We start from the raw sequence: 26618 nt of genomic DNA, 5'->3' as shown, positions 1-26618 counted from the left end.
ACGCTAGGCGCGGGGTGTTTCGGCCGGGTGCAGCGAATGTGTCCGGGGCGTAAAAGAGACCTAACCCGGCCTGAAATGTGGCCGTGATGCAGAAGTTAAGTTGACGAAACAATTGGGAAACTGAGGCGAAACTGCCCCTCCCTAGTCTGGATGGACTGCTCGACAGAGAAAGCCGCGGAGCTCCGTCTGCGGCCCATGCGAAAGGCCCACAGTGACCGAACAGACTTCAACCCCTGAGACTCCGCGCCGCATCGTCGTCGCCGGCGGCGGCCCTGCGGCCCACCGTTTTGCGGACGCCATGCATGCCCGCGGCCTCGACGGCTGGCACGTCACGGTCCTGACCGAGGAGGCCCACCTCCCCTACGACCGGGTGGCCTTGTCCAAGGCCCTCACGGACAGCACCGTGGACCTGACGCTGGGCGCCGCTGCCATGTGGGACCACGATTCCCTGGACCTGCGGACCGGCGAGCGCGTGGTCCGCATCGATGCCGGCACGAAGACTGTCGAAACCGCCGCAGGACACTCCTACGCCTACGACGAACTGGTGGTTGCCACCGGCTCGGACGCGGCACGGCTGCCGCTGCCCGGAGCTGAACACGTGCACGTCTACCGCACGCTGGAGGACGTCTGGGCCATCAACAAGGCCATTGCGGGGCTGACCGAAAAGCTGGGCCGCCGGATCAACGCGGTGACCATCGGGGGCGGCCTCCTGGGCCTCGAATCCGCGGCGGGCACGGAGCAGCTCGGCGCCAACCCCGTGGTCATCAACGGAGCGCCGTGGCTGATGAACACCCAGCTGGACGAGGGCGCAGGGCAGGCGCTGGGCCGCCTGATCGAAGCGAAGGGCTTCGAGGTGCACGGCGGAGTCTTCCCCTCGGAGATCCTGGCGGACGACGACGGCCAGGTCACCGGGGTGCTGATGGCTGACGGACGCATCATCGCCGCAGACATCGTGATCGTCGCCATCGGCGTGCGGCCGCGGGACGAACTCTTCCGCGCCGCCGAGGGGGAGGAACAGGTGTTCAGCCTGGGCCCCCGCGGCGGCGTGGTCATCAACGACTACTGCGCCACCGAGGTCCCCGGCATCTGGGCCATCGGCGAAGTGGCCAACTTCGAAGGCATGTGCCTGGGCCTGGTGGCCCCCGCCAACACCATGGCGGAGATCGTGGCCGACCGGCTGCACGGCGGGGACGCCACCTTCCCGGGCTTTGACACCGCCACCAAGCTGAAGCTCTCCGGCGTGGACGTTGCCAGCTTCGGTGATGCCTTCGCCAAGACCGAGCACGCGCTCGAGATCGTCTACGCGGACCCGGCCCGCGGCGTGTACCAGAAGATCGTCACCACCGACGACGCCAAGACCCTCCTGGGCGGCATCTTCGTCGGCGACGCCTCACCGTACATGAGCCTGCGCCCCCTGCTGGGCCGCGAACTTCCCGCCGAGCCCGGCGCTTTCCTCAGTGCCGCTGGCGGCGGTGAGGCCCCCGAGACCGAACTGCCGGACGACGCCACCCTCTGCTCCTGCAACAACGTCACCGCCGGAACCATCCGGGATACGATCAACGGCTGCGGCGCCTGTGAAGGCAACGCGCCGGTCCAGGAACTGGGCGAGCTGAAGGGGTGCACCCGCGCCGGGACCCAGTGCGGTTCCTGCGTGCCGATGCTGAAGAAACTGCTGGAAACCGAACTGACAAAGTCCGGCGTCGAGGTCTCCAAGGCCCTCTGCGAGCACATCGAACTGTCCCGCCAGGAACTGTTCGACGCCATCCGCGTCCTGGAACTGACCTCCTTCGAAGAGATCATGGCCAAGTACGGCACCGGCGCCGGCTGCGACATCTGCAAGCCCACCATCGCCAACATCCTGGCCAGCCAGAACAGCGCCTACGTGCTCGACGCCGGCCGCGGCACCCTGCAGGACACCAACGACCGTGCCCTGGCCAACATGCAGAAGGACGGCACCTACTCGGTGGTCCCCCGCATCGCCGGCGGCGAGATCACCCCCAGGAAGCTGGGTGTCATCGCCGCGGTGGCCGAAAAGTACAACCTTTACACCAAGATCACCGGCGGCCAGCGGATCGACATGTTCGGTGCCCGCCTGGAGCAGCTGCCCGAGATCTGGAAGGAACTGGTGGACGCCGGCTTCGAATCGGGACAGGCCTACGGCAAGAGCCTGCGCACGGTGAAGTCCTGCGTCGGTTCCACCTGGTGCCGGTTCGGCGTACAGGACTCGGTGGCCATGGCCATCAAGCTGGAACTGCGCTACCGGGGCCTGCGCAGCCCGCACAAGCTGAAGATGGGTGTCTCCGGCTGCGCCCGCGAATGCGCTGAGGCCCGCGGCAAGGACGTCGGCGTGATCGCCACCGCTGACGGCTGGAACCTGTACGTCGGCGGCAACGGCGGCGCCACCCCGGCCCACGCCCAGCTGCTCGCCAAGGACCTCGACGACGAGACCCTGATCAAGTACATCGACCGCTACTTCATGTACTACATCCGGACCGCGGACCGGCTGCAGCGCACGGCCCGCTGGCAGGAAGAGCTCGACGGCGGCATCAAGCACGTCGAGGACGTGGTGGTCAAGGACACCCTGGGCATCGCCGAAGACCTCGAAGCCGCCATGGCCAAGCACGTGGACACCTACGTGGACGAATGGGCCGACACCCTGAAGGACCCGGAGCGGCTGCGCCGGTTCCGCTCCTTCGTCAACGCCCCCGACCAGAAGGACGACTCCATCACCTTCGTCCCGGACGAGCGCGGCCAGATGCGCCCCGCCACCCCCGAGGAGAAGGAAGCGGCCCGCCAGCCGGTCCTGTTGGGGTCCTCCATCGCAGTCCGGCCGGGCAGCCCGGCCCCCATCGGAAACGAGGCCTGACATGCAGCTGGACATCGACCTCACCGGACGCGACGTCCTGGTGACCGGAACGGACACCGCAGCGCGGCAGGCCGTGCGCCGCTTCCAGGCCGCGGGCGCCGTCGTGCACCGCCTCGCTTCACCCCAGGCGGCGGACGCCGCGCTGCCGGCCAGGCCGTTCCTGGTGGCAGCGGTCGACGACGGGCAGCCAGGCTGGGAGCCCCTGCTTGCCGGGTACCGGGCTGCCGGCGTCCCGGTCGCCGCGGAGCCTGCGGCGGGCACCCCCGGACACGTGACCCTGGTGGGCGGCGGTCCCGGCTCCACGGACCTGCTCACCGTCGCCGCCGTCAAAGCCCTCCGGGACGCGGACGTGGTGTTCTACGACCGGCTCGCCCCGTACCAGGAACTTCCGTCGCTGACGTCCGCCGTCCTCGTTGACGTGGGCAAGAAGCCCGGGCACCACAAGGTGGGCCAGTCCGACATCGAAAAGCTCATGGTGGAGAGCGCTGTGGCAGGCAACAACGTGGTCCGCCTCAAGGGCGGGGATCCGTATGTTTTCGGCCGCGGCGGCGAAGAGGTGGCCGCCTGCGTCGCGGCTAGCCTCGAAGTCCAGGTGGTGTCCGGCGTCACCAGCGCCATCTCCGTCCCGGCCGCCGCCGGCATCCCCGTGACCCACCGCAACGTCAGCCATATGTTCACCGTGGTGTCCGGGCACGCTCCGCTCACCGACAAGGAGCACCACCACCTGGCGGGCCTGGGCGGCACCATCGTAGTGCTGATGGGCATCGGCACCCTGCACCACCTGGCCGCAGGGCTCCGCCGCGCCGGAATGCGCGCTGACATGCCCATGGCGGTCGTTGAACGCGGCTACCGTCCCGGCCAGCGCACCACGATTGCCAATCTTGGCACCATTGCCGCTGCCGCGGCCGGCTGCAGCAACCCGGCGGTGCTGGTCATCGGCGAGGTGGTGCGGGTGGCTGAGGCCAACCGCGGGCACGCTGAGGCCGCTGCCGACCTCGACAGGCTGGCGGCGTCGCTGCTGGGTTCGTGAAAGGATTGACCCCCATGACTGCACTTGCATCCGCCGACGCGGCCCAGGCCGAAGCAGCGGCAGACGCCGCGGAAGCCCAGGCAGCGGAATCACCGCTGGAAGGTTTCCGCATCGGCGTCACCTCCCACAGGCGTTCCCAGGACCTGATCGACGCCCTGGAGCGCCGCGGGGCCGAAGTGATCCACGCCCCCGCCCTCAAGATCGCCCCGGTTCAGGAGGACCTGCGCCTGATCGAGGACACCCGGGCCATCATCGCCGCCAAACCCGACCTGTGCATCGCCACCACCGCCTACGGGATGCGGCGCTGGTGCGAAGCGGCGGACACGTTCGGGATCGGCGACCAGCTGCTCGAAACGCTGGGCGCCTGCCGGATGTTCGTGCGCGGCCCCAAGGCGCGCGGCGCCGTCCGTGCGGCGGGCCTTGCCGACGTCGGCATCAGCAGCGACGAAACCACGGCGACCCTGGTGGACATGCTGCTGGCCGAAGGCGTGCGGGGCAAGACGGTGGCGGTACAGCTGCACGGTTACACCGACGTCCGCCAGCTGGAACGGCTCCGCATGTCCGGCGCCATCGTGCTGACGGTGACGCCGTACCGCTGGGTCAAGCCCGACGGCGCGGACAGGCTCCCCCGCCTGATCGAGGCCGCCTGCACCGGAAACCTCGATGTCCTGACGTTCACCAGCGCGCCCGCCGTCGACGCGATGTGGAGCACCGCCCATGAAATGGGCGTTTACAAGCAGCTGATCGAGAGCCTGAAGACCAACGTGACCACCGCCGTGGTGGGCCCCGTGACCGCGCAGCCGCTCGTGGACGCCGGCATCAAACCGCTGATCCCGGAACGCTTCCGGATGGGCGCGCTGATCCGGCTGGTCTGCGAGCACCTGGCCCTCAACCACGTGCGCCGGCTGGACACCCGCTCCGGGAACATCGAGCTGCGCGGCCGCAGCCTGCGCATCGACGGACAGCCCGTGGAGCTGGCTCCCGCACCACTGCTGCTGCTCCGCGCACTGCTTGGCGCCGGTGGTGCGGTGCTGTCCCGCGAATCCCTGTCCGACCTGCTGGAACTGAGGGGGTCGGTGCACGCACTGGACATGACCGTGAGCCGGCTCCGCTCATCCCTGCCCGACGGCAAGCTCATCGAAACGGTGGTGAAGCGGGGCTACCGCATCCGGGTCTGACGCCCCGAATGTGTCCAATCGCCGCGCTTTGAGATGCAGGTCACCGGTTCTGTTACCGGCTGGTAAATACTGGCGAAAACGGGCGTGATGAACGGCAACTGCGGGGAAACACGCCGGAAAAGGCGCACGCCTACGCTGGGTTCCATCATGAACTTCCGGCCGCCCGCGGCCGCCAGCGAAAGGGCCAGCACATGTCCGCTCCGGCACCCACCACGACCACTACCGCCGCACCCCGTATCGTCATCGCAGGTGCAGGGCCAGCGGCCCAGGCCCTGGTCCGCCAGCTCGACCTGGCTCGGTTCGCCGGAACCATCACGGTGCTGAGCAGCCGCGACGACGCTCCGGAAGACCTCCTCGAGCTGGCGCTCCTCCCCCAGGTTTCGGTGCGCTTCGGTCAGCCTGCCAGCCACATCGACGCCGCGCACCGCACCGTCACCACCGCTGACGGCATGGAATTCGCCTACGACCACCTGGTCATTGCCACCGGCTCGGCCCCCGTGGCAGCTCCGGTGGAAGGCGCTGAGCAGTGCCTGAGCTACTCCACCATCGACGACGCCGCGCCCATCGCCGAAGCCGTCGGCGCGGTCACCCGGGAGCTGGGGCGCCGTCCGCTGGGCATCCTGGTAGGCACGGGTGCGGCCGCCGGCCAGGCCGAGGCCGTGCTGCGGGCCCGGGGTGTCCGGCCGGTGCGCACCACCGCGCGGCCTGCCGCCGTGGTGCCCGGCACGTCGGCGTTCGGGCTGGCGGCGTCGGCTGTCATTTTCGAGGACGGCAGCAGCATGAGCGGCGACCTGGTGGTCCTGGCCGAGGACCGGGTGGCCCTCGACGGCCTGGCCGCCGGGGCGGGCCTGCGCACGGCCGCCTCCGGCGGGATCGTCATCAGCCAGGACTTCCGGACCTCGGTCCCCGGAATCTGGGCCATCGGTGACGCTGCAGCGTTCGACGGCGTGCGGCTGGGGCTGCTGGTCGCTGCAGCTTCCGCGGCGGGCGCCTGCGCCACGCAGCTGCTCACGGCCGTCGCTGACGCAGCTCCGGCCGTGGCGGCCCCGGCCCTGCAGGCCGCCGCCTGACTGCCCGCGCCCCCTATGACAAGATGGTTCCCGATACGAGAGTCAAGGACGTGCCGGGCCCACAAGGGCCGGCCGCAAGGCCCCCGAGAGGACCATCATGAGCAACGAAGCCACCCCTTCCGTTGAGCCGGCTGCCACTGAGGCCGGAACCATCGCTTCCTACATCGACCACACCCTGCTCAAGCCGGAAGCCTCCGAGGCGGACGTCCTGAAGGTCTGCGCCGAAGCCGCCGAATACGGTTTCAAGTCGGTCTGCGTCAACCCCATCTGGGTCAAAACGGTCAAGCGGGCGCTGAAGGGCTCCGGCGTGTTGACCTGCTCCGTTGTGGGCTTCCCCCTCGGCGCAACGCCCACGGACGTCAAGGTGTTCGAAGCCCGCGGCGCCGTCCTGGACGGTGCCGACGAGGTGGACATGGTCATCAACATCGCTGCGGCCCGCGCCGAAGACAAGGGCGCGCTGACCGATGACATCACCGCCGTGGCGGAGGCAGTGCATGCCGGGGGCGCCATCCTCAAAGTCATCATCGAGACGTCGCTGCTGTCCGACGGGCAGAAGGCCCTTGCCTGCGGGGCCGCTGTGGAGGCCGGCGCCGACTTCGTGAAAACGTCCACGGGCTTCAACGGCGGCGGCGCGACGGTGGAGGATGTGGCGCTCATGCGTCGGACCGTGGGCCCGGACCTGGGTGTCAAGGCTTCCGGCGGTGTCCGTTCCCTGGCTGACGCTCAGGCTATGATTGCAGCAGGTGCAACACGTATAGGCGCCAGCTCCGGAATTGCCATCGTCAAGGGTGAACAGGGTTCGTCCGCGTACTGACGGGCGCCGGACGCTGCCACAGATTACGCCCCGCGGGGCCGAGGAGGAACGAATGTCCAGCAAGATCAACGCGTCCAACGAGGGCACAGCGACCCAGGGCTATGTCCGCACTCCCCAGAACGAGAACAAGCTCTCCGGCAGCATCGTGCTGTTCGTGATCATGATGGCACTGTTCCTCGGCGCCGTGTACTCGCTGTCCTTCCTGACGCTGGACAACCCCTGGCCGATGGCCGTCTGCCTGGGCCTGTTCGCCCTGGCCTTCTGGCTGCCGCAGACCATCCTCGGCCGCTCGGACTCCGCGGGCGAACACTGACCTGACCGCAAAAGACCCCCGGTTCACGTGGTGAACCGGGGGTCTTTTTGTATCCCCGCGGCTGTCCCCGCCTAGAACCAGGGCGCGATCCAGGCAGCTGCGGCCGCCGCCACCCTGGGCCACTGGTGCTGCGCGATGGCCCAGCCCGCCACGGTCATGCCCACCATGGCGTAGGCGCTGACCGGGATCAGCACCAGCCATTCACGCTTGGATCCTGCCCTGCCCAGCAGCGGCACGGACAGCGCCCCGTTGGCGCGCCACACGTTCCGCAGCAGCGGCACCTTCCGGAGCAGCTTGGGCGGCCGGATCACCAGCGGCCAGAGCAGCGGCACTCCGCCGGTGGTGATGAGGTCGCCCACGATGTGCACCACGACGCCGATCAGCATGGACATGGGCAGCCAGGTCCACTGGTGCGGGGCGTACACGGTGACCAGCCCGGCCATCAGCAGGGCGAAGATCCAGTTGGAGATGAATCCGGTTTTGGGGAACAGCTTCAGCGCCTTGGCGGCGATGTTGATCAGGAACATGCACAACAGACCCGCCCCCACCGACAACAGGCCCCACGGGGTTTGCATCTGCACCTGCGACGCCACCGCCGCCAACAGGACAAACACGGCCGCACCCAGGATGGAGTGGGTGCCCTGCCGGTGCCCGCCGCTGGCGGTCTCGATCCCCCGGGCTATCGCGTTGGACAGCGGCGGCAGTGAGTGGGCCACGGTGCTGGACCGGTGGTCCCAGTCGCAGACCAGCGCCGTTCCCGCGGTGGCCATGCCGCCGATGAGGATGCCGGTGGGATCCAGCGGATACCAGCCCAGGGTGTAGGGGCCGGTGGACGCAACAGCAACCCACGCCGCGGCTCCCGACGCGGCGTGGTGGCCTCCCATCATGCGCTAACCCGCGGAGGGTGCCACGGACAGCGGCGCGTCCGAGAAGATGTTGCGGACCACGCCGTTGGCCCATTCGAGGATCTCCGCATCCTGGAGGTCCCGGCCGCCGATCCTGGCCGTCTTGGGCTTGGGGATGAGCACCGCATCCAGGGCGGGCTTCGGCTGGGAGCCTGGATACATCCGGTTCAGGCGCATCACCTTGGACTCCGGCAGCGACGCCGGGGCGAACTTGATGAAGTTTCCCTGCAGCGCGACGTCGGACAGTCCGGCCTCGCGGGCGGCAACCCGGAAGCGCGCCACCTGCACCAGGTTCTGCGCAGGCAGCGGCAGCTCGCCGTAGCGGTCCACCAGCTCGGCCGTGACCTCGTCGATCGCCTCGTTGGTCAGGGCCGCTGCGAGCTTCCGGTATGCCTCCAGCCGGAGCCGCTCGCCCGGGACGTAGTCGTGCGGCAGGTGCGCGTTGACGGGCAGCTCGATCTTCATTTCGGCGGCCTTCTCTTCGGCTTCGCCGCGGAAGTCGGCCACGGCCTCGCCCACCAGCCGGATGTACAGGTCGAAGCCCACGCCCTGGATGTGGCCGGACTGTTCCCCGCCCAGCAGGTTGCCGGCGCCGCGGATTTCGAGGTCCTTCATGGCCAGCTGCATGCCGGCGCCCAATTCGTTGTGGGCTGCGACAGCCTTGAGCCGTTCCAGCGCCACCTCGCCCAGGGGCTTCTCCGACGGGTAGAGGAAGTACGCGTACGCGCGTTCCCGGCCGCGGCCCACGCGTCCGCGGAGCTGGTGCAGCTGGGACAGTCCGTATTTGTCCGCCCCGTCCACGATCAGGGTGTTGGCGTTGGAAATGTCCAGGCCGGTCTCGATGATGGTGGTGCAGACCAGGACGTCGAACCGCCGCTCCCAGAAGTCCACGATGATCTGTTCCAGCCGGCTCTCGGACATCTTGCCGTGGGCCACTTCAACCCTGGCTTCGGGGACCAGTTCGCGGATCTTGGCCGCGGTCCGCTCAATGGTGGACACCCGGTTGTGGACCAGGAACACCTGCCCCTCGCGCATCAGCTCACGGCGGATCGCGGCGGAGGTCTGTTTGTCCGTGTACGGGCCAACGTAGGTCAGCACCGGGTGCCGTTCCTCCGGCGGGGTGGCCAATGTGGAGGTTTCCCGGATGCCGGTGAGGGACATCTCCAGGGTGCGGGGAATCGGGGTGGCACTCATGGCCAGGACGTCCACGTTGGTGCGCATCTTCTTCAGCGCTTCCTTGTGCTCCACGCCGAACCGCTGTTCCTCGTCCACGATCACCAGGCCAAGGTCCTTGAACTCGAAGTCCTTGGCCAGCAGCCGGTGGGTGCCGATGACCACGTCCACGGCCCCGCTCTTGACGCCTTCCGCCGTTTCCTTGGCTTCCTTGGCGGTCTGGAAACGGGACAGCGGCTTCACCCGGAGCGGGAAGCCGGAGAACCGTTCGGTGAAGGTTTCGTAGTGCTGCTGCGCCAGCAGTGTGGTGGGCACCAGCACCGCCACCTGCTTGCCGTCCTGCACAGCCTTGAACGCCGCACGGACCGCGATCTCGGTCTTGCCGTAGCCCACGTCGCCGGAGACGAGCCGGTCCATGGGGATTTCCCGTTCCATGTCCGCCTTGACCTCGTTGATGGTGGTCAGCTGGTCCGGCGTCTCCACATAGGGGAAGGCTTCCTCAAGCTCCCGCTGCCACGGGGTGTCCGGAGCGAAGGCGTGGCCGCGGGAGGCCATCCGGGCCGAGTACAGGCGGATCAGCTCGCCGGCGATCTCCTTGACGGCCTTGCGTGCCTTGGACTTGGTGCTGGCCCAGTCCGCGCCGCCCATCTTGCTCAGCACGGGGGTGTCGCCGCCGACGTACCGGGTGACCTGGTCCAGCTGGTCCGTGGGCACGAAAAGCCGGTCGCCGGGAGCGCCGCGCTTGGCCGGTGCGTATTCCAGCACCAGGTACTCGCGGACGCCGTCCCCGCCGCCGGCGACCTTGCGCTGGATCAGCTCGACGAACCTGCCGATGCCGTGCTGTTCGTGGACCACATGGTCCCCGGCCACCAGCTGGAGGGGATCGACGGCGTTGCGCCGCTTCGAGGGCATCTTCCGCATGTCCTTGGTGGACCCGGCGGAGGTGCGGCCCAGCAGGTCGGCTTCGGTCAGCAGCCCGAGCTTCAGGCCGTCCAGGACAAAACCGCGTCCGACGGCGGCCGTGGTCACCTCGATGATGCCTGCCTGGGGCTCGTGGTCCAGATTGTCGACGCGGGCGCACGGGATGTCGTTTTCGTGGAACAGTTCGGCCAGGCGCTGGGCGGGCCCCGGGCCTTCCGTGGCGACGACAATCCGCCACTGGTCGCGCACATGCGAGCCAATGAAGTCCATCATCTCGGCGACGTCGCCCTGGTAGCCCCGGGGTTCGCGGGCGTGCAGGTTCAGGACATCGATCTCCGGCAGCAGTTCCGCGTCCTGGGCCAAGGACGTGATGGACCACCAGGAGACCCCATGCTCCAGGGCGGACCCGCGGGTTTCGGCCAGGGAGCGGAAGCTTGCCGAATGCAGCGCGGCGGAAGCCTGGGAGCTGAGGTCCAGGGGCGCGGCGCCCCCGTCGGAGGCGGTGGACCAGGCGGCCTCGAGGAATTCCTCGTTGGTGGCCGCGAGGTCGTGGGCACGGGTACGCACCTTCTCCGGTTCGACCACGACCGCGATGGACCCGGCCGGCAGCTGGTCCACGAACGGGACCATGGAGTCCACCAGCACCGGAGCCAGCGATTCCATGCCTTCGACGGCGATGCCGCCGGCGATCTTTTCCAGCATGTCCGCCGCGGCCGGGAGCTGGGACTTGAGGGTGGCGGCACGGGACATGACGGACGGTGTGATGAGGATTTCCCGGCACGGCGGGGCGTGCAGTTCCGTGGGGTGGTGGATGCCGGGCGCGGACAGCGAGCGCTGGTCGGCGACGGCGAACCAGCGCATCTGGTCCACCTCGTCGCCGAAGAACTCCACGCGGATGGGGTGGTCCTCGGTGGGCGGGAAGACGTCGATGATGCCGCCGCGGACGGCGAACTCACCCCGGTGGGTGACCATGTCCACGCGGGCGTACGCGGCGTCGGCAAGGTTCTTCACCACTTCGGAGAACGGGACGTCCTGGCCGACCTTCAGCGTGACGGGGACCAGGTCCCCCAACCCGGCCACGACGGGCTGGACCACGGCGCGGACGGGAGCGACGACGACGCGCAGCCCGGCCGGCGTCGAACTTTCCGGATGTGCCAGCCGGCGCAGCACGGACAGCCTGCGCCCCACCGTGTCCGAGCGCGGCGAGAGGCGCTCGTGCGGCAGGGTTTCCCAGCTGGGGAATTCGGCCACGGCCTCCGCGGGCAGGTACGCGCGGAGGGCGGCGGCCAGGTCCTCCGCTTCCCGGCCCGTGGCGGTGACCGCCAGCACCACGCCCGGCTGCTCCCCGCCTGCCTGCCCGGCGGCGGCGTCGGCCAACCCGTCCACCATCTCCGCCAGCAGGACCGGCCGCAGGCCTGCCGGTGCGCTGATCTGGTAGTCCTGGCCCCGCACCGCGAAACCCCGGCCCGCTTCTGCCCGGACGCGCGCGAAAGTCTGGTCGTGCCCCAGCACGCGGCGCAGCCCGTCCAGGGTGGGGCCCGGGCCGGACGTGCCGGTGCTGGATGTGCCGGGAAGGCTCATGGCGGAAGCTCCTGTGGTGTTCAGCGAAGGATCGCAGGCAACGCGAAAACCCGAAATTCGCTGCGAATCCCGGGTAACCCCAGCCTACCGCGCGGCTGCGACATTGCGGGCTGCCGTGGCGGCAGGGAACTCCCCGTCCCTCGCGGGGTCCCTGCGCCGCGGCTAGGCTGGCAAGGCATGGACCTTTACCGGGCGGCCGTCCGCACCGGCAGCCGCTCCGAATCCATCACAAAAGCACCGCTGAGGACGAACAGGAGCCAGCATGACCGGAAGCAGCACTGACAGGACGCCCGGCGCGGGTCCGGACGGCGCAACCCCCGCACCGGAAGGGCAGCGGAAGACCGTCCTGGTCACCGGCGCCACCGGGTACATCGGCGGGCGCCTGGTGCCCCGGCTGCTGGAGGCCGGGCACACCGTAAAAGTGCTGGTGCGCTCCCCCGGCAAGATCGCGGGCGTCCCGTGGCGCAACCGGGTGGAAGTGGTGGAAAGCAGCCTGGACGACGGCGACGCGCTCCGCAAAGCCCTGGCCGGCGTCGACGTTTTCTACTACCTGGTCCATTCCATGGCGGCGGGCGCCGGGTTTGAAGCCAAGGAAAAAGCGATGGCCCGGACGGCCGCCGAAGCTGCGGCCGCGGCCGGCGTGCACAGGATCGTCTACCTGGGCGGACTGCATCCCAAGGGCGTGCAGCTGTCCACCCACATGCGGTCCCGGGAAGCGGTGGGCCAGGTGTTCCTGGACAGCCCCGTGGATTCCATCGTGTTCCAGGCGGGGGTGGTCATTGGGTCGGGCTCGGCCTCCTTCGAAATGATCCGGCACCTGTCCGAGACGCTGCCCCTGATGCCCGCGCCCAGCTGGGTGCGGAACCGGATCGAAGCCATCGCCGTGCGGGACGTCCTGTACTACCTGGTGGCGGCCGCCGCGCTGACGGGCCCGGTCAACCGCACGTTCGACATCGGCTGCCGGCAGGTGCTGACGTACGCGGGGATGATGAAGGAATACTCAGCAGAGGCGGGCCTGCCCTACCGCGTGGTCCTCGCCCTCCCGGTCCCCGCACCCAAGCTGGCGGGCATGTGGGTGGCCCTGACCACCCCCATTCCGCTGTCCATGAGCGTGCCCCTGGTGCAGTCCCTGCAGCATGATGCCGTATCCGACGAGCATGACATCGACCGCTACATTCCCCAGCCGGAGGGCGGCCTGACCCCGTACCGGACCGCCGTTGCCCTGGCCTTGGGCAAGGAGCGCGACGGCCAGGTGGAGACCACCTGGGCAAACGCGGGAGCCGACTCCGATCCGCTGCCCAGCGATCCCGACTGGGCCGGGCACAAGGTCTACATCGACGAACGGACGTTCCATGGGGACGTCGACCCGGACCGGGTGTGGCAGGTCATCGAAGGGATCGGCGGGCGGAACGGCTGGTATTCGCTTCCGCTGGCCTGGCAGGTGCGGGGCTGGCTGGACAAACTGACCGGCGGCGCGGGACTCCTGCGCGGGCGCCGCCACCCGCACACCCTGGCTACCGGAGAAGTGGTGGACTGGTGGCGGGTGGAACGCATCGACAGGGGCAGCCTGCTGCGGCTGCGGGCCGAGATGAGGGCGCCCGGGAGGGCCTGGCTGGAGCTGGCAGTGGAGCCCGACGGCGGCGGCAGCCGGTACCGGCAGCGGGCCATTTTCTTCCCCAAGGGCCTCAGCGGCAGGCTGTACTGGCTCGCGGTGCTGCCGTTCCACAGCGTCATCTTTCCGGCCATGGCGCGCAACATTACGGCCGCGGCGCGTGAACTGGCCGATGCGGAGCGGCCAGCCGGGACACCGTAGGATGTTTTGAGCCAAATCCGAACGCGACGTCCCAGGAGGACACATGGCCCTGAGCGCCACCACCACCCTTCCGCACTCCGTTGACAGCGTTGCCGCTGTCCTGGTGAACGAGGATTTCCAGCGTCACGTCAGCCAGCTGGTCGGCGGGAACCTCGAGTCGTTCACCGTGGACGGCGACGTTGCCGGGGCCTTCAGCGCCACGTCCGTGCGGACCCTGCCCACCACCCGCCTTCCCGAGATCGCCCGGAAGTTCGTCGGCGAGCACCTGAAGGTGACCCAGGTGGAAAACTGGGGTGCCCCCGAGGCCGACGGCTCCCGCCAGAGCAACATCTCCCTGAAGATCGCCGGCGCGCCGGTCGACGTGACGGCCGTCCAGCGGCTGGTGGCCGACGCCGGCAGCACCCGCGTGGAGCTCGAGGGCGAGGTCAAATCCTCGGTACCGTTCCTGGGCGGCAAGATCGCCGACGCTGCAGAGCCCATGGTGGCCAAGGCGCTGAACCTGCAGGCCGCCCAGGCCCAGGCCTGGCTGGAAAGCCACTGATCCGGTGCAGCTGCCTGTTGTAGCCGCACTGGTCCTGATCGTCGCCGGCATCTGGTCCCTGGTGGTCTGGCCGCAGTTCCTGCGCCGGGTCATGAAGGATCCGCGGGCCCGGGACTCGGCCGGCAAGGCCACGAAGTTCCTGACGGTCCACGTGGTGCTGGTCAGTATTTCGATGGTGCTGGGCGCGGCCACGGCAGTGATCGGCCTGCTCGGGCTGCTGGGGTGACACCCCGGCACCGCCACTTTTAACCCACGAGGTCCACTTCCCTGACGGAAGTGGACCTCGTGGGTTAACAAGGCCTGCGACGGAGGTCCCGCCGCAGGGCAGCCGGTCAGGAGGCCTGGTTCAGTGCGTCCTCGGCCGCCACCCAGGAGATCATGGCGCACTTGACGCGGGCGGCGTACCGGGCAACGCCTTCAAACGCCGCGGCGTCTCCGAGCAGTTCGGGATCCGCGTGGACCTTGCCCCGGGACCGCAGCACCTCGCGGAAGCTGTCGATCACCCCGTGCAGTTCGTCCACTGTCATGCCCTCGGCAAGTTCGCTGAACACGGAGGCCGAGGCCATGGAAATGGAGCAGCCGGCACCGTCCCAGGAAACCTGGGCGACTTTCCCGTCCGAGACGGCCAGCCGCAGGGTCACCTCGTCGCCGCAGACAGGGTTGAGCTGGTGGGACTGCCCGGTGGACGCACCCTCCGGTGCCTCGGTTTGGGACAGCCCGCTGCCGTGGCGGGCCTTCGAATGGTCAAGGATGATCTGCTGGTACAGCTGGTCAAGGCTCATGGCTACCCTCTGGAATCGGCGGCTACGCGCGGAAGTAGTCCCGCACGCCGGATACGGCATCCAGGAAACGGTCCACGTCGTCGGTGGTGTTGTACAGGTACGCGCTGGCCCGGGTGGTGGCGGTCAGCCCCAGGCGGCGGTGCAGCGGCTGGGCGCAGTGGTGGCCGACGCGGACGGCGATACCCTTCGAATCAAGGAACTGTCCGACGTCGTGGGCGTGCACTCCTTCGACGTCGAACGCCGCGAGGCCGATCCGCTCCTGGCCCGCCCCTGGGCCCAGCACCCGGATCCCCGGAAGCGCTTCGAGGCCGGTGACCATCCGCTGGCCAAGCTCCGCCTCCCAGCGGTGGATCCGGTCCAGCCCGGTCTCCGTCAGGTAGTTCGCGGCGGCGGCCAGGGCCACGGCCTGCGAGATGCGCTGGGTTCCCGCCTCGAAGCGCTGCGGCGCGGGGAGATATTCTGCCCGCTCCATGGTGACCGTGGTGATCATGGAACCGCCGGTCAGGAACGGCGGGAGGATGTCCAGCAGTTCCTGCTTGCCGTAGAGGACGCCGATTCCCGTGGGGGCGAGCATCTTGTGGCCCGAGAAGACGGCGAAGTCCACGTCCAGGGCCTTGACGTCCAGGGGCATGTGCGGAGCGGACTGGCAGGCGTCCAGGACGACGAGGGCACCGGCTGCCCTGCCCAGGGCCACCAGCTCGCGGACGGGGTTGATGGTTCCCAGCACGTTGGAGGCGTGGGTGAAGGCCAGCAGCCTGGTCCGGCTCCCGATGATGCCTGCAGCGTGCTCCAGGTCCAGGCGTCCGGCGTCGTCAACGGGAAGGTATCGGAGCGTCGCCCCTGTACGGAACGCCAGTTCCTGCCATGGGATGAGGTTGGCGTGGTGTTCCATCTCGGTGACGACGATTTCGTCTCCCGGCTGCAGAGCCAGGTCCTTCAGGCCTGCGTCTCCCCTGCCCTGCGCTGCCCACAGGGCCGCGTTGGACAGCGCGTAGGAGACCAGGTTGAGGCCTTCAGTGGCATTGGATGTCCACACCGTCTCGGCATAGTCGGCGCCGATGAAGTCCGCCACGGTCTGGCGGGCGTCCTCGAAAGCCTCGGTGGCCTCGACAGCAAGATGGTGGGCGCCCCGGTGCACGGCGGCGTTGCGCTGCTCGTAGAACTCCTGCTCGGCCTCGATGACGCTGAGCGGGTTCTGGGAGGTGGCGCCGGAGTCCAGGTAGACCAGGGGCTGGCCGTTGACCAGCTGGTTGAGGACGGGGAAGTCGTTGCGGATGCGGAGGACCTCGGCGTTGTCCATGACCGGAACGGCACGTTCCAGCGTGGCGGGCGTTGATACTACGGCCAAGACGTGCTCCTTGAGATGCCATTGGTTGACACCCAATTGTCCCACAGCACGGCTGTGGCGGCCGCCCCGGAGGGTCAGCCGCCACAGTCGCTCCGGGCTTCAGCCCGCGGAGCGGAGGGCCGGCGACGGCTGGGGGGAGAGTCTCGGTCTCAGAAGACTCTGACGTCGCCGGCCCCGTCTGGGTCCGGCCGGTGGGGCCGGAAAATCGATGAGGCCTTGGTGCTTTGGGGCAGCATCCGCGGCGTCCTGACCGGCGGTTGCTTTGCCTCCTTAAGTAAATCCCGCGGCGCCGTTCCGCACACGAGTAGGGTGTACTCGAATTCCGGAGGGGCGCACTACGGGGATACCGGCTGCCGATACCCGCCGGGCCGCACCACAGCGGGAACAGCAGCGCCCCCGCGTTAACGCGGGGGCGCTGAGGTGTGCCGTGGCAGCGGGGCCGAGGCCGCTAGCGCGGCAGGGCCGACTCCAGTTCGTCCCGGCTCCGGACCCCCAGCTTGACGTAGGTTCGGTACAGGTGGCCCTCGACGGTCCGGACGGACACCATGAGCCGCTGCGCTATTTCGCGGTCGGTGAGGCCCTGCACCGCCAGCTCCACGATGTCCTGTTCCCGGCGCGTCAGATGCACCGCAGGCGCTGCCGCGATGAACCGGCCCTCGCGGAACCGTTCGCCCAGTTCGTGGTCGCATTTTTCGCGCTGCGCCACAGCCTGCCGCGACCGGCGGCGTTCGCCGGACTGCTCCAACACTGAACTTGCCCGGGCGTACGCCTCCCTGGCCAGGTTGACGAAGCCGGATTCCTCGAGCCCGGCGGCGGTGGCCATCAGCGCATCGCCGTCGGCGGCCTCCCAACCGGTGGCCAGCGTGAGCATTGCCGCCGCCCACCGGCCCTGGAGTCCGCGGGCAGCGTCCTGGACCATGGGAATGACGGACGGGTCACCGAGGTCCCAGCAAATCGCCAGGAGTTCCAGCAGGTGCCCTGCCCTGCCGGACGCCTCCGTGGTGGTCATCAGCGTGTGCAGCGCCGCCAGGCCCTTGCCGTCCCGGGCCAGGTATTCACCGGCAGCCAGGGAGTAGCCCCGGGCCAGGAGGTCGTGCGCCGGACCGCCCGCCACGGCATCGGCATAGTCCTGCTCTAGGCGTTTGGCCTGCACGGTGTCCCCCAGCCGTGCGGCAACGTAGAACCCCAGCGCCGATCCGAAACGGAACAGTTGCAGGGGGTCGTTGAGCCGCAGCGCCTCCACCGCAGGGAGCAGCACCTGGTACGCGCGCTCCATCCGGCCCTGGCGCAGCAGCGAATATCCGCGCAGCACCTGCAGGCTGCCGTTGAACGTGGCCGCTCCTGCCGCGTGGGCCGAGGCGTAGCTGTTGATCTCCCGCTCCGCGGATTCCCATTCGCCCATGGCGATGTAGCAGGCCACCAGCCTGCCCAGGACGAACTCGCGGAAAAAGTAGAGGCTGTCCTCCAGGGGTGCCAGCTCGGAGGACGCGCGCAGCCCGGCATCCAGCCCGTCGGCGGGGCGGCCCGCCGCCACCAGGGCGTGGGCCAGCAACGCCTCCCCCAGCGCCGCCATCGGTTCGCCCTTGGTTTCGGACAGGCCGGATTCCCGGATGGCTGCCACCTCGTCCGCGAGCGCCTGCCAGTCCGCCTCCGAACCGGCCTGCAGCAGGCGCAGCAGCTGGTTCTGCCAGGCGGGAACAGCGTCGAGGACCTGCGCCGACCGTTCGCGCAGGTCCTCGGCCACGCCATCCAGCGGGTGCCCGGCAGCCTGGTGCGCGGAGACCCGCAGGAGCAGGACGGCCGGTCCCTGGGGATGGTCGGCCAGCTTGTCCCAGCACCCGTCGAGCAGGGCCGCGGCGTCGGAGTAGGCGGCGTCGTTGTACAGGGCCCTGGCCTGGATGGCCTGGGCGAGGGGAAGGCCGGCGGGCGCCTGGACCCGTGCGGCCACGGACTTTGCGCTGTCATTGCGGAACCGCAGCAGCGCCTCCCGTGCCGCCTCCAGCATGTCGGCGTCGGCCACCTTGAGCCCGCATTCAAGGGCCCACTCCACGGAGCGGAGCAGCCCTTCGCCCCGGAGCACCGTGCCGTTGCGGTGGGCTCGGATCTTTTCCTGGAGCTGGAGGCTGCGGGAAACCGAAATGGTGTTCCGGATGGCGCCGGCGAAGAGCCCGTTCCAGAGGGAAAGCTCGGCGGGGACTCCCGACGTTTCAACGGCCACCTGCTGGTCCAGCAGGGAACGGACCACCGGGGCGCCGCAGATGTCTTCGATGACCTTGCGTCCCACCGGGGCGGCGAGCGCAATGAGCTTGAGGGCTTCCTGTTCCTCCGGTTGGCGCCGCAGGTGGTCCTTGGCCACCACGGTGCCCAGCCGCGGCCCGTCTGCCGGCAGGGTACCCAGCAGGATCCAGATCCCGTTGCGCTTGGACAGGATTCCTGCCTCGGCGGCGTCGTGGAGCAAGGCATCGAGCAGGCGGGGGTTTCCGCCCGAGGCGGCCCAGACGGAGTCCACGGTGGCGGCAGGAACGGTGCCGTCCAGGACGTGGTCCAGGACTTCCTCGATCTGTTCCCGGTTCAACGGACGGAGGTCCACGCGCTCGGCCAGGCCGTCGTACCATAACTGGTCCAGCGGCTGCGGGAGCCCCGGCCGCGGCCGTGCCGCCGCCACCACCGTGGCCCAGCCGGCGGAAATCAGGTCCGCCACCACGCCGGCGGACGCTTCATCAAGGTAATGGGCGTCATCGACCACCATCAGCACCGGCGCGCCGTTACCGGCCCTGAGCTTCTCGAAGTAGGACCACATGGACCTCAGCACCGCCACGGGCGAGACGGACTCCTCAGCCGTGAGGTCGCCGGTGTAGGGCGTGAGGACACCGAAGGGCACCGCGGCCAGGGCGGAGCTGCCGTGGATCCGCAGGACATTCAGCTCACCGGCGAGGCGTTCGGAGATGGCTTCCGCCAGGGACGACTTGCCGATGCCGGGCCCGGCCATGACGAAGACCGCCTGGCTGGTGCGGTTCCGGACAATGTTGCAGATCCGGTCCAGCGGCTCCCGACGGCCCGTGAGGACCCTGTTCGCTGCTGCCTTGTGGCCGTTAGACGAGTCCAGTCAGATCACCCCTGGAGGTTACGCCGAGCTTGGTGAAGACCTGGTACAGGTGGCCTTCAACAGTCCGGACTGACACGCCCATTTCCAGGGCTATGTCACGGTTGGATGCACCCCGGCCCGCAAGCCGTGCAATCTGGCGCTCCCGGCTGGTCAGCAGGGGGCTTCCGCTGCTGGGCACGATGGGAAGGTTTGCCACGGTCGCCGCGAGGATATCCAGCCGCGCCTGGGCGGTACGGGCGGATATCGAGTCCCCGTCCTGACGGGCGAAGTCCACTGCCAGGGCCATGCAGCGTGCCTCGACGGCGTCCAGTTCCAGGGTGGCTGCGAGTTCGCCGCCTGCCAGCAGGGTTTTCGCGTCCTTGGTCCGGGTGCCCAGTGCGATGAGCCGGGATATCTCGGCGAGCGGCCCCTGCCGGTGGCCGGCGATGTCCTCCAGGAGGCGGAAGTCGGCGTCGCTGCCGTTGACCGTGGCGGCGAGCAGCTCCACCCCTGCCAGGGTGTGGCGGCCGGCTGCCATGTGGCCGCGGGCGGACTCCTTGAGGCGGGCGACGGCGTCGGCGTCGTTGAGCCAGCGGCCGGCCACCAGGGCGCAGAAGCGGATGATGCTCTCATCCGCGAAGCTGGAGGTGGCGGTGGTGCGTTGCAGCTTGGCCAGGTATTTGCGGGACTGGGCGGCATTGCCGGTCTGGGCGTACGCCAGCGCAGTGGCGGCATAGGTGAAGCGGAGGGCGGTCTGCACCGGCTGGAGTTCCAGCTGCGCTCCGGCCGAGATCAGCAGATCCAGCGCCGCCGCGCCCCGGCCGGAGAAGACGTAGGCAATGCCGGCGCCCAGCTCGCTGGACGCGTTGCCGTACGGCAGGCGGTAGGGTTCGTCGGCGCTCTGCGGGCCCAGGAAGTCCAGGCATCTCCGCCACTGCCCTGCCAGCAGCAGAACTGTGTAGGACTCCTTGGTGTACCGCTCGCGCAGGCCGACCACGTGCGACGCGTCGCTGATCTGGCCGCCGAGCTGGCGCATCAGGCCCAGCGCGTCCATTTCCCGGCCGGTGAACACCAGCGAGGTCATGAGCAGGATGGCGGCGTGCATCCGGTACCCGGTGTCCGGGTTGGCGGGATCGGCTGCGGCCTCGAGCTCCGGGATCAGCGCGGCGTAGTCCCCGGTGAAGGCCCGGTATTCGAAACCGCTCAGGGCCACCCGGTTGGCTGCGGCGGCGGCCGGTTCCGGCCAGGCCGGGAGTGTGCCGTCCGCCGGGGTGCCGGCCGCCAGCCGCTCCCGGGCCTCGTCCAGGAGGGCCGGGACGTTGTCCCTGTATTCGGGGAGCCTCATCATGACGCGGGCCTTGGCCGCGACCACCAGCGCGTATTCCCCGACGTCAAGGGCGTCCAGCTCGGGCGCAGTGATGTCGTCGAGCGCCGCGAGCGCCTGGTCCGGCATGTCCAGCTGCAGGTACGCAGCGGCCTTCTGCCGCTGGGCGGGCACCCATTCGGGGCCGCCGCGGTGCAGCAGGTCGGCGTAGGTGAGGGCGAAGCGGGGATCGAACAGCTGGACGGCCGCCTCAGCCGCGGAGAGGGCAAGCGCGGGGCTCAGTTCCGCTTCGCATTCATGCGTCCATGCCGCGAAGGCCATCAGTTCCTCGACCGTCATGCCTGCGGGATCGGGCTCGACGCCGCCGAGCAGCAGGGCCCGCAGCTCGCGGCGCCGGGCGATGCTCAGCCAGGTCCGCACGACGTCGCCGATGTACTTTTCGCGCAGTGACACCCAGCGGTGGTCGGAGTCGTCGATCTCCAGGAGGCCGCCGTCCTCCATGTCCGCCACGACGTCGGCGCTGTAGATGGCAGTCAGCCGGGACAGTTCCACGCGGCGGGCGCAGGACAGCATTTCGATCACTTCCCGGCTCTCCGGGGTCTCGCGGGACCAGCGGGAGCGGACAATGTCGTCCAGGCTGGCGGCACCTTCCAAGACCACCTTGTCCCTCAGGGTCCAGACGGAGTCGGACAGGACCAGGTTGCCGGAGAGCTGCTGTTCGGTGACCAGGGCCTTGAGCAGCAGCGGGTTGCCGCCCACCATCCGGTGGTAGGTAGTGACAAGTGAGGCGGAAACGCGGTGCCCCAGCAGGGAGAGGAGGACCTGCCGGGTCTGGAGCTCGTTGAGGTTGCTGAGCCGTACCTCGGTCAGCCTCCGCTCCGTGAGCAGCCAGTGGAAGTCTGCGGGCAGGTCGCTGATCCTGGGCGCCACCGCCATGATTTTGGCGGTCCCGGTCAGGAGGACGTTGAGCAGCACTCCCGCGCTCAACTCGTCGATGGGTCCGGACGTGTCCAGGGTGATCACGCACGGCCGGCCGGCGGCGTCGCTGCGGATCAGGGAGGTGATGCCGCGCAGGATGGCGGTGGGTGATCCCATGTAGGCCTGCGGGAGGCGTGCCAGCAGGAAGGACAGGCAGCCGTAGGGAGTGGTGGATCCGGAGGGCCCGCTGCGCAGTTGCAGGGACCAGACCTCCGGTCCCAGGTCCGTGACGGCGGCCCGGGCCAGGGAGGACTTTCCGACGCCGCGGCCGCCGGTGATGACCACACCCAGTGAGTTTTCCGCCGTCAGGGCGGTGCGGACTGTCTCGAGGTTGGCGCTGCGGGCGGGCGCAGACCATTGCGGCCCCGGTGTCCCCAAGGCCGGAGTACCCAACCCGACATCCTGGGAGGCTGACCCGCGCCCCCAGCTGAGCGGCTCGATTGACATGAACGTTCCCCTACATCCAGCTGTAGCGGGATGTAGCCCCTTTGCTCCCCCGCATAGCAAGAAGAGTACCCTGCCCGGCGGACAACGAGACAGGTCAACGCCCGTTTAAGTTTTTGCCGCGGCGCCTGTTACTTGTCCTGCTTGGCCGGGTGGAACTTCTGCTGGGCGGCCGTCAGCCCTTCACGGAGCAGGAGTTCGACGGCGTCTGCTGCCTCGTCCAGCAGGAACGGCAGTTCTTTGAGCTCCGCCGTCCCGAAGTCGCGGAGGACGTAGTCTGCGGTGTCCATCCTGCCCGGCGGACGCCCCACGCCCACCCGGACCCTGAGGTAGTCCTTGGTGGCCAGGGCCTTGGAGATGTCGCGCAGCCCGTTGTGGCCGCCTTCGCCGCCGCCGGTCTTGAGTTTCACCGTATTAAAGGGAATGTCGATCTCGTCGTGGACCGCCACCACCCGGTCCGGCGAAATTCCGTAAAAGTTGGCCAGGTCAGAGACGGGCCCGCCGGATACGTTCATGTACGTCATCGGCTTGGCCAGCACCACGCGGGGGCCGCCGATACCCAGCCTGCCTTCCACCACCTGGGCGCGCGCCTTGTGGGTCTTGAACCCGGCGCCCATCCTCCCCGCGAGCTCGTCGAGCACCATCTGGCCGACGTTGTGCCTGTTCCCTTGGTACTGGGCGCCGGGGTTTCCGAGGCCGATAATCAGCCAGGTATCAGTCATCGATCAATCCTAAAGTGGTGGCCTGCACGGGGCGGGGGGCTCGGGCACGGCAATGGCCGGACCCCGGCGGGATCCGGCCATTGGCGAAACGGTGGAAAGACTACTCTGCGGCAGCTTCCTCAGCGGCTTCGGGAGCTTCCTCGGCGGCTTCTGCCTGCTCGCCTTCTTCTTCGGCAACCACGGTGGCTTCGGAGACGTTCACCACGAGGGCCTCGGCGTCGGTCAGCAGGGTGACGCCCTTGGGCAGTGCGAGGTCGGAGGCGTGGATGTGCTCGCCGGCGGCGCGGCCTTCGATGCTGACGGAGAGCGTCTCGGGCAGGTGGGTTGCCTCGGCTTCAACGGACACGGTGGTCAGTTCGAGGTTGTGCACGGTGCCCGGAGCGGACTCGCCCTCAACGTGGACAGGAACCTCGACGGTGACCTTCTCGCCCTGGCGGACGTTCAGGAGGTCGATGTGCTCGATGATCTGCTTAATGGGGTCGCGCTGGATGTCCTTGACCAGGGCCAGGCGTGCTTCGCCGTTGATGTCCAGGGACAGCAGGGCGTTGGGGGTGCGGACGGCCAGGGTGGTGGCCTTGGCCGGCAGGGTGATGTGGACCGGGGCTTCGCCGTGGCCGTAGATGACGGCGGGGATCAGGTTGGCCATCCGGGCGCGGCGGGCGTAGCCCTTGCCGAATTCGGTGCGCAGTTCTGCTGCGAGCTTCTGCTCAGACATGGAAATCTCCTTGAAGACTAAACGGTGTTCAGCAAGGGCGGAGGTCTGGTTGGACCTTCAACGCCGGGCGGCTTGGAGCCGGCCCATCAAGAAGGCGGTCCCGCGAAGGGACCTGCAGACCCAGTCGATAACGGAGGCTATGCCCTCCCTCGCCAAGGTATAGCCCAACAATACCAGTGCGGGGACCATTTCCTTAAAACGAAGCCCGCCGGCTCCTGCCGGCGGGCTTCGTTTCGTACCGTTTTAGGCCTTGCCGTCGAAGAGGCTGGTGACCGAACCGTCGTCGAACACTTCACGGACTGCCCTGGCAATCAGCGGAGCGATGGACAGCACGGTCAACTGCGGGAACCGCTGGGCCGAGCTGAGCGGCAGGGTGTTGGTGACCACCACTTCCCGGGCGCCGGATTCGGAGAGCCTGCGGGCGGCGGGATCGGAGAACACGGCGTGGGTGGCCGCGATGATGACATCTTTCGCACCGGCGTTCTTCAGGACCGTCACGGCACCGGAGATGGTTCCGCCAGTGTCGATCATGTCGTCGATCAGGACACAGGTGCGTCCCTCGATCTGGCCCACCACGGTCTTGGAGACGGCCTGGTTGGGGACCGTGAGGTCGCGGCTCTTGTGGACGAAGGCCAGCGGCGCGCCGCCCAGGCGTTCGGCCCACTGCTCGGCAACGCGGACACGGCCGGTGTCCGGGGAGACCACGGTGATGTTGTCGGCGTCCACCCGGGTGCGGATGTAGTCAGCGAGCAGCGGGATGGCCATCAGGTGGTCCACCGGGCCGTCGAAGAAGCCCTGGATCTGCGAGGTGTGCAGGTCGACGCTCATGATGCGGTCGGCACCGGCGGTCTTGTAGAGGTCCGCGACCAGCCGTGCGGAGATGGGCTCGCGGCCGCGGCCCTTCTTGTCCTGGCGGGCGTAGGGGTAGAACGGCGAGACGACGGTGATCCGCTTGGCCGAGGCCCGCTTCAACGAATCGATCATGATCAGCTGTTCCATGAGGTGGTTGTTCAGCGGGGCGGGGTGCGCCTGGATCACGAAGGCGTCCGTGCCGCGGACGCTCTCGCCCGCGCGGACGTAGATCTCGCCGTTGGCGAAGTCGTAGGCATCCACCGGGAGGAGGTCGGTGCCGAGCTCCTTGGCGATTTCCCGGGCCAGCTCAGGGTGTGCCCGCCCGGTGGCGAGCACCAGCTTCTTCTCGCCGTGCGCCGTAATTTCGCTCATTCTTACTTGCCCTCTTCTGTAGATGCCGGGGTACTTGAGGAGTTGGTGATGGCCGCCTGGGCCAGTTCGGCGGATCGGCTTCCCGGGCGGTTGGCCGGGACCCATCCTTCGGTGTTGCGCTGGGCTGCGATGCTCAGCGCAAGCGCACCTGCCGGGACGTCCTTCCGGATCACCGCGCCGGCGCCGCTGTAGGCGCCGTCCCCCACGGTGACCGGAGCGACGAAGACGGTGTTGGAACCGGTCCTGACGCCGGAGCCGATGACGGTCCGGTGCTTCTTCTCGCCGTCGTAATTGGCCGTGATGTTGCCGCAGCCGATGTTGGTGTCCTCGCCGATTTCGGCGTCGCCTGCGTAGCCCAGGTGCGAGAGCTTGGAACCGCGGCCGATGGTGACGTTCTTGGTTTCGTAGAACGCACCGATCTTCCCTTTTTCGCCCAGGACGGTGCCGGGCCGCAGGTAGGTGAAGGGGCCGACGGCGGCGCGCGGGCCGATCACGGAACCGGAACCATGGGTGCGGATCACCGCGGCCCCCTCGCCCACTTCGACGTCGGTCAGGGTGGTGTCCGGGCCGACGACGGCGTCCCGGGCCACCGTGGTGGAGCCGTGCAGCTGGGTGTTGGGCAGCAGCCGCACGTCCTCGTCGAGGGTGACGGAAGAGTCGATCCACGTGGTGGACGGGTCCACGACGGTGACGCCGGCCCGCATCCAGGCTTCGACGGTACGGCGGTTCAGTTCGGCGCCGAGTGCCGCGAGCTGGACGCGGTCATTGGCGCCCTCGACCTGCCAGCGGTCGGCGGTGACGACGGCGGCGACGCGGCCCCCTGCCTCGCGGGCCAGTCCCAGCACGTCCGTCAGGTACTTTTCGCCCTGGACGTTCTCCGTGGTGACCTTGCCGAGGGCCTCGCGCAGCACCGCTGCGTCGAAAGCGTAGATGCCCGAGTTGACCTCGCGGATCAGCCGCTCTTCGTCGGTGGAATCCTTGTGCTCGCGGATGCCGGTGACGGTGCCGTCGGCGCCGCGGAGGATGCGGCCGTAGCCGGTGGCGTCGTCCAGCACGGCGGTGAGGACGGTGACGGCGTTGCCTTCGCGCTCGTGGGTGGCGACCAGGTCTGCGAGGAGTCCGCCGGAGAGCAGGGGGACGTCGCCGTAGGTGACCACCACGGTTCCGGCGATTTTTTCCTTGGCGTCCAGCGCCGCGAGGGCCACTTCCACGGCACGGCCGGTGCCGGGGACCTCGTCCTGGTCCACGATCAGGGCTGAGGGGTCAAGGTCGGCAAGATGGCCGGCCACGAGGTCGCGTTCATGGCGCACTACGACGGCCAGCTGCTGCGGCGCGATGCTCCGGGCGGCGAGGAGGGCGTGGCCCACCATCGACCGGCCGCCGATTTCGTGGAGGATCTTCGGGGTACGTGACTTCATCCGGGTACCGGCACCTGCTGCCAGTACGATGACGGCGGCCGGACCGGTGTTTTCAGGGATCACGTACGGGTTCTCCTCGCTTGTTGCGCTGGCGCTGATGGTGTCCGGCCAACCTCCGCCGGCCCGGCACCGGAGTCATCTGCTGAACTCCCCGCACAGCAGTTCCGCCCATAGGATTCGAACCTATACTCCACGGCTCCAAAGGCCGGGGTGCTGCCGTTACACCAGAGCGGACCATGCCACCGGCACAAGGCCCGGGCACAAGTCCCTATTTTGCCACGGGTTCGGGGCGCCGCGCGACACAGGCGGGTGTGACCGGGCCCCGGCCGGCTGCCGGCGGGCTTGCACCGTCGTCCGCAGGGGCCGGAAAGGG

General features: G+C 68.8%; 19 protein-coding genes and 1 tRNA gene. 9 read left to right on the top strand and 11 right to left on the bottom strand.

The window, feature by feature from the left end:
- Nucleotides 1-211 precede the first annotated feature (211 nt).
- From nirB to AS031_RS13775, 6 genes are all read left to right on the top strand, one after another.
- A complete protein-coding gene (gene nirB / locus AS031_RS13805) occupies nucleotides 212-2866 on the top strand; it encodes a nitrite reductase large subunit NirB (protein WP_058268727.1) in 2655 nt (884 codons plus the stop codon).
- A 1-nt stretch (nucleotide 2867) separates the two neighbouring features.
- On the top strand, nucleotides 2868-3896 hold the full coding sequence (cobA, locus tag AS031_RS13800; protein WP_058268726.1) for a uroporphyrinogen-III C-methyltransferase: 1029 nt from the start codon (nucleotides 2868-2870) through the stop codon (nucleotides 3894-3896).
- A 14-nt stretch (nucleotides 3897-3910) separates the two neighbouring features.
- Entirely contained in the window at nucleotides 3911-5074 is a 1164-nt protein-coding gene (locus tag AS031_RS13795; RefSeq protein WP_058268725.1) for a uroporphyrinogen-III synthase, read from the top strand.
- Between the two features lie 191 nt (nucleotides 5075-5265).
- Nucleotides 5266-6144: an FAD-dependent oxidoreductase gene (locus AS031_RS13785; protein WP_058268723.1), complete on the top strand. Its 879-nt coding sequence runs from the start codon at nucleotides 5266-5268 to the stop codon at nucleotides 6142-6144.
- 97 nt (nucleotides 6145-6241) lie between these two features.
- Nucleotides 6242-6958, top strand: coding sequence for a deoxyribose-phosphate aldolase (gene deoC / locus AS031_RS13780; RefSeq protein ID WP_058268722.1), 717 nt, complete (start codon nucleotides 6242-6244; stop codon nucleotides 6956-6958).
- A 52-nt stretch (nucleotides 6959-7010) separates the two neighbouring features.
- Nucleotides 7011-7271, top strand: a complete 261-nt coding sequence (locus tag AS031_RS13775) for a hypothetical protein (protein ID WP_058268721.1) — start codon at nucleotides 7011-7013, stop codon at nucleotides 7269-7271.
- A gap of 71 nt (nucleotides 7272-7342) precedes the next feature.
- Here AS031_RS13775 and AS031_RS13770 read toward each other — a convergent pair whose 3' ends face one another.
- Together AS031_RS13770 and mfd are read right to left on the bottom strand one after the other, a co-directional pair.
- Nucleotides 7343-8158, bottom strand: a complete 816-nt coding sequence (locus tag AS031_RS13770) for a metal-dependent hydrolase (protein ID WP_176716548.1) — start codon at nucleotides 8156-8158, stop codon at nucleotides 7343-7345.
- A gap of 3 nt (nucleotides 8159-8161) precedes the next feature.
- Nucleotides 8162-11851, bottom strand: coding sequence for a transcription-repair coupling factor (mfd, locus tag AS031_RS13765; protein ID WP_058268720.1), 3690 nt, complete (start codon nucleotides 11849-11851; stop codon nucleotides 8162-8164).
- Nucleotides 11852-12113: 262 nt separating this feature from the next.
- On the opposite strand from mfd, the gene AS031_RS13760 reads away from it, so the two are divergent.
- The 3 genes from AS031_RS13760 to AS031_RS13750 are packed head-to-tail and all read left to right on the top strand — an operon-like array spanning nucleotide 12114 to nucleotide 14431.
- A complete protein-coding gene (locus AS031_RS13760) occupies nucleotides 12114-13664 on the top strand; it encodes an SDR family oxidoreductase (RefSeq protein ID WP_058268719.1) in 1551 nt (516 codons plus the stop codon).
- Between the two features lie 43 nt (nucleotides 13665-13707).
- Nucleotides 13708-14205 (top strand): DUF2505 domain-containing protein, encoded by a 498-nt coding sequence (locus AS031_RS13755; protein ID WP_058268718.1) that lies wholly within the window; start codon nucleotides 13708-13710, stop codon nucleotides 14203-14205.
- 4 nt (nucleotides 14206-14209) lie between these two features.
- A complete protein-coding gene (locus AS031_RS13750; protein ID WP_058268717.1) occupies nucleotides 14210-14431 on the top strand; it encodes an SCO4848 family membrane protein in 222 nt (73 codons plus the stop codon).
- Between the two features lie 106 nt (nucleotides 14432-14537).
- Here AS031_RS13750 and sufU read toward each other — a convergent pair whose 3' ends face one another.
- The 9 genes from sufU to AS031_RS13705 all read right to left on the bottom strand — a co-directional run bounded on the left by sufU (nucleotide 14538) and on the right by AS031_RS13705 (nucleotide 26479).
- The gene (gene sufU, locus AS031_RS13745) at nucleotides 14538-14987 is read right to left on the bottom strand and encodes a Fe-S cluster assembly sulfur transfer protein SufU (protein WP_058268716.1); all 450 of its coding nucleotides are present in this window, start codon (nucleotides 14985-14987) and stop codon (nucleotides 14538-14540) included.
- A gap of 22 nt (nucleotides 14988-15009) precedes the next feature.
- Entirely contained in the window at nucleotides 15010-16335 is a 1326-nt protein-coding gene (locus AS031_RS13740) for a SufS family cysteine desulfurase (protein ID WP_058268715.1), read from the bottom strand.
- A 448-nt stretch (nucleotides 16336-16783) separates the two neighbouring features.
- A complete protein-coding gene (locus AS031_RS13735) occupies nucleotides 16784-19441 on the bottom strand; it encodes a LuxR C-terminal-related transcriptional regulator (RefSeq protein ID WP_323338545.1) in 2658 nt (885 codons plus the stop codon).
- A complete protein-coding gene (locus AS031_RS13730; RefSeq protein WP_058268713.1) occupies nucleotides 19428-22169 on the bottom strand; it encodes a helix-turn-helix transcriptional regulator in 2742 nt (913 codons plus the stop codon). Before AS031_RS13730 ends, AS031_RS13735 begins: the two co-directional genes overlap by 14 nt.
- 128 nt (nucleotides 22170-22297) lie before the next feature.
- Nucleotides 22298-22888 carry an aminoacyl-tRNA hydrolase gene (pth, locus tag AS031_RS13725; protein ID WP_058268712.1) on the bottom strand — a complete coding sequence of 197 codons (591 nt, stop codon included), beginning with the start codon at nucleotides 22886-22888 and terminating at the stop codon, nucleotides 22298-22300.
- Nucleotides 22889-22988: 100 nt separating this feature from the next.
- Nucleotides 22989-23603, bottom strand: coding sequence for a 50S ribosomal protein L25/general stress protein Ctc (locus AS031_RS13720; protein ID WP_058268711.1), 615 nt, complete (start codon nucleotides 23601-23603; stop codon nucleotides 22989-22991).
- 243 nt (nucleotides 23604-23846) lie between these two features.
- Nucleotides 23847-24827, bottom strand: a complete 981-nt coding sequence (locus AS031_RS13715; RefSeq protein ID WP_058268710.1) for a ribose-phosphate diphosphokinase — start codon at nucleotides 24825-24827, stop codon at nucleotides 23847-23849.
- Between the two features lie 2 nt (nucleotides 24828-24829).
- Nucleotides 24830-26308: a bifunctional UDP-N-acetylglucosamine diphosphorylase/glucosamine-1-phosphate N-acetyltransferase GlmU gene (gene glmU / locus AS031_RS13710; protein ID WP_058268709.1), complete on the bottom strand. Its 1479-nt coding sequence runs from the start codon at nucleotides 26306-26308 to the stop codon at nucleotides 24830-24832.
- A 99-nt stretch (nucleotides 26309-26407) separates the two neighbouring features.
- Nucleotides 26408-26479 (bottom strand) — tRNA-Gln (locus AS031_RS13705).
- Nucleotides 26480-26618: the final 139 nt, after the last annotated feature.

The organism is Pseudarthrobacter enclensis (assembly GCF_001457025.1).
GTDB classification, from domain to species: domain Bacteria; phylum Actinomycetota; class Actinomycetes; order Actinomycetales; family Micrococcaceae; genus Arthrobacter; species Arthrobacter enclensis.
The sequence above is the reverse complement of the archived record's forward strand: the minus strand, read 5'-3'. Positions and strand labels throughout refer to the sequence as shown.

Excerpts from the sequence above, each read along its gene's own strand:
- pth (WP_058268712.1), bottom strand. The coding sequence starts at position 22,888 with ATGACTGATACCTGGCTGATTATCGGCCTCGGAAACCCCGGCGCCCAG.
- mfd (WP_058268720.1), bottom strand. The coding sequence starts at position 11,851 with ATGAGCCTTCCCGGCACATCCAGCACCGGCACGTCCGGCCCGGGCCCC.
- cobA (WP_058268726.1), top strand. The coding sequence starts at position 2,868 with ATGCAGCTGGACATCGACCTCACCGGACGCGACGTCCTGGTGACCGGA.
- AS031_RS13730 (WP_058268713.1), bottom strand. The coding sequence starts at position 22,169 with ATGTCAATCGAGCCGCTCAGCTGGGGGCGCGGGTCAGCCTCCCAGGAT.
- AS031_RS13785 (WP_058268723.1), top strand. The coding sequence starts at position 5,266 with ATGTCCGCTCCGGCACCCACCACGACCACTACCGCCGCACCCCGTATC.
- AS031_RS13770 (WP_176716548.1), bottom strand. The coding sequence starts at position 8,158 with ATGATGGGAGGCCACCACGCCGCGTCGGGAGCCGCGGCGTGGGTTGCT.
- AS031_RS13795 (WP_058268725.1), top strand. The coding sequence starts at position 3,911 with ATGACTGCACTTGCATCCGCCGACGCGGCCCAGGCCGAAGCAGCGGCA.
- AS031_RS13720 (WP_058268711.1), bottom strand. The coding sequence starts at position 23,603 with ATGTCTGAGCAGAAGCTCGCAGCAGAACTGCGCACCGAATTCGGCAAG.
- AS031_RS13755 (WP_058268718.1), top strand. The coding sequence starts at position 13,708 with ATGGCCCTGAGCGCCACCACCACCCTTCCGCACTCCGTTGACAGCGTT.
- deoC (WP_058268722.1), top strand. The coding sequence starts at position 6,242 with ATGAGCAACGAAGCCACCCCTTCCGTTGAGCCGGCTGCCACTGAGGCC.
- AS031_RS13775 (WP_058268721.1), top strand. The coding sequence starts at position 7,011 with ATGTCCAGCAAGATCAACGCGTCCAACGAGGGCACAGCGACCCAGGGC.
- AS031_RS13715 (WP_058268710.1), bottom strand. The coding sequence starts at position 24,827 with ATGAGCGAAATTACGGCGCACGGCGAGAAGAAGCTGGTGCTCGCCACC.
- AS031_RS13760 (WP_058268719.1), top strand. The coding sequence starts at position 12,114 with ATGACCGGAAGCAGCACTGACAGGACGCCCGGCGCGGGTCCGGACGGC.
- sufU (WP_058268716.1), bottom strand. The coding sequence starts at position 14,987 with ATGAGCCTTGACCAGCTGTACCAGCAGATCATCCTTGACCATTCGAAG.